A 2,459-nucleotide genomic window follows, 5' to 3' on the forward strand; every position below is an offset into this window, starting at 1 on the left:
CACGACCCAGGCGGTTCATCACGTCGAGACGCGAAGCAATAGTCATCATGGACTGAACTATACAGCGCGAACTGAACACTCGGTCACAGGCGTCAGCCCAGATCGCATGCCCGTAAGGGGATCCTTCGCCGTACGTCGAGCGAGCTCAGTCCTCGACGACGTCTTGTGAGGGATCGTCATGTACGCAAGACCCGTACGGTGACGTGGGCGGTGAGGGGAGGGTAACTGCAACAATGGGGACATGCATGTCGGCTACGCGCGCGTCTCGACTCTGGAGCAAGACCTCTCCGCCCAACGGGAAGCACTCGAGCGCCTCGGAGTCGAGAACAAGGACATCTACTTCGACCACGGCCTGACGGGAACGACCCGCGCCCGGCCCGGGCTGCGCGAAGCGCTGGCCGCGACCCGGGACGGCGACACCCTGGTGGTGACCAAGCTCGACCGGCTGGCCCGCTCGCTCCCGGACGCGAGGGACATCGCCGACGAGCTCACCATCAAGGGAGTGGCGCTCAGTCTCGGAGGCAGCGTCTACGACCCCAACGACGCCGTCGGCCGGTTGCTGTTCAACGTGCTCGGCATGGTGGCCGAGTTTGAGGCGGACCTCATCCGCCTGCGCACCCGAGAAGGCATGGCCATCGCCAGATCCAAGGGCAAACTCAAAGGCAAGAAGCCCAAGCTCTCGCCCTCTCAGCGCAAGCACCTGCTGACGTTGCACGCCGCCGGCGAGCACACCCAAGCCGAGCTGGCCGAGCTGTTCAACGTCTCCCGCACCACCATCTACCGCGAGCTGCGCCGCACCACGACCGACACCTGACCGCGCCTGCACCGCCACTGAGCGATCACAGAAACCCGCCACCAAGCCATCACATCCACAGTGGGCGGTTTCCGATTGCTCACGTACCTGCCGCGTTGGCCTGACCGGCTCCCTGGCCGCACGGCGAGGCCTCCCCGGGCGTCCGGACAGCCTGGGTGCGGGGCGGTTTGAGTGCCCGCGGGAAGTGGACACGGCGAGTATTCCCGCCATGGCGTTGGGTTGCCCCCGGCGCACACCGCCACCAGGACTCCTGAGCCGTAATCCGCTCCACCCAGCTGGCTGGCACCCAGGCGTTGAAGGTCGACCCTCGGGGGTTGCCTGCCCCAAAGTGCGCATGTGCGCGGTTGACCCAGCAGTGGGCACTACTGCTTAGATGCCCTCGCGTTCGTGCACGCGAGGGCATGCCTCGGGCGTACGGGCACTCGAGCTATCGCCGTGGGGGGCGGGGGGCACTGCCAGGGTTGCAGCTCACCGTCGCGTGACAGCAGCCCCATCACCCTGGGCGTGGGCACGTAAAGAAATGGTGTCGCAGATAACTGCCAGGCTAGAGGCATCCCCTCCATAGATATTTGACAGTATCCGCCCTGCCTGCGGTCATGTGCTCGTCTCATGTGAGACTGTCAACAGATCGACCGATTGTGCCGAGTATCGGAGCGAAGCCTCACTGGGTGGGCGGGTGTGGCGGTCGTCGCGCCTCCGGAAGGTGGTCATCTGCGGCACGGTGGGCTTCAAGGTTCAGCGGCATCTCGTTGTCATGCCGGGGGTGCGTGGACCAGCTGGCGACGTGCGGGGTTTGCCCCGTTGCCATGGGGGACTGCCCTCGGCGGGGCAGGGGTGGAGGGCGCCGTGCACAGCTGCTGAAAGGCGAGGGAGTGCGGGTCGATGCCCTCTCGAATCGACCACGTCCCCTAATGCTCGACGAGGACCTTGTCGGCCAGGGTGTCCAGGTCGTAGTTGATGGGGGGTGGGGCCGAGGTTCGGGGGCAGGTGGGGGTGGGGGCCGAGGTTCGGGGGCAGGTGGGGGCCAGGAGCATCTACATGACGTCAGGGCGGGCCGAGGAGCTGTTCATGGGGGTCCTTGCGTGCGGGGACCGCTGGGCGGTGAGCTGGTCGAGGGTGTGCATGGGGGCTCTCCTGGGTGCTGGGGGTGAGATGTAAGCAGTGCTGGTCTCAGGGGTGCTGCTCAGGTTCACGGTTTCGCTCTTAAGCACCGGGTGGGGTGCTGCGGAGCGCGTGGAGGTGGGCGTCGAGGCGTTCCTCGGCCAGGGGGATGTTCGTGGCGTACCACTTCTTCCAGGCCCCGGCCTTGTCCCCGGCCACCAACAGGATTGCCTGCCGGCGGGGGTCGAAGGCGAAGAGGATCCGGATCTCGCTGCGCCCGCTCGAGCCGGGGTGCAGCTCCTTAAGGTTCTTGTGCCTGGAGCCGGTGAGTGTGTCCACCAACGGTCGGTCCAGGGTCGGCCCGGGCTTGCTGGCGAAAGTTGTTGTCAATGACTGCTGAAACGCGAGCAGGAATCGAGGGCGTGTCAGATGGTCTGTGTAAGCCGTACCGAGAGGAACGGTAAGAATCATGACCATGATCGACGAGAAGAACCCAGGCGAGCCCTCGGGCCAGGACCTGGTCGAGCAGCTGAAAGCCTCAGGG

The 2,459-nt window shown here is 65.7% G+C and carries 2 protein-coding genes; one reads left to right on the forward strand and one right to left on the reverse strand.

Features of this window, described 5'->3' with window-relative positions; all coding sequences use genetic code 11:
• Positions 1 to 241: 241 nt before the first annotated feature.
• Positions 242 to 814 (forward strand): recombinase family protein, encoded by a 573-nt coding sequence (locus O3T09_RS11730; RefSeq protein ID WP_065573827.1) that lies wholly within the window; start codon positions 242 to 244, stop codon positions 812 to 814.
• 1,203 nt (positions 815 to 2,017) lie between these two features.
• Here O3T09_RS11730 and O3T09_RS11735 read toward each other — a convergent pair.
• Positions 2,018 to 2,392 carry a type II toxin-antitoxin system RelE/ParE family toxin gene (locus O3T09_RS11735; RefSeq protein ID WP_331282723.1) on the reverse strand — a complete coding sequence of 125 codons (375 nt, stop codon included), beginning with the start codon at positions 2,390 to 2,392 and terminating at the stop codon, positions 2,018 to 2,020.
• Between the last annotated feature and the right edge of the window lie 67 nt (positions 2,393 to 2,459).

This window comes from Micrococcus sp. H39-S4 (genome assembly GCF_027158145.1).
In the GTDB taxonomy this organism is placed as follows: domain Bacteria; phylum Actinomycetota; class Actinomycetes; order Actinomycetales; family Micrococcaceae; genus Micrococcus; species Micrococcus luteus.

Bases quoted from the DNA above. Each gene is read 5' to 3' on its own strand.
- O3T09_RS11735 (WP_331282723.1), bottom strand. From the start codon at position 2,392: ATGGTCATGATTCTTACCGTTCCTCTCGGTACGGCTTACACAGACCAT.
- O3T09_RS11730 (WP_065573827.1), top strand. From the start codon at position 242: ATGCATGTCGGCTACGCGCGCGTCTCGACTCTGGAGCAAGACCTCTCC.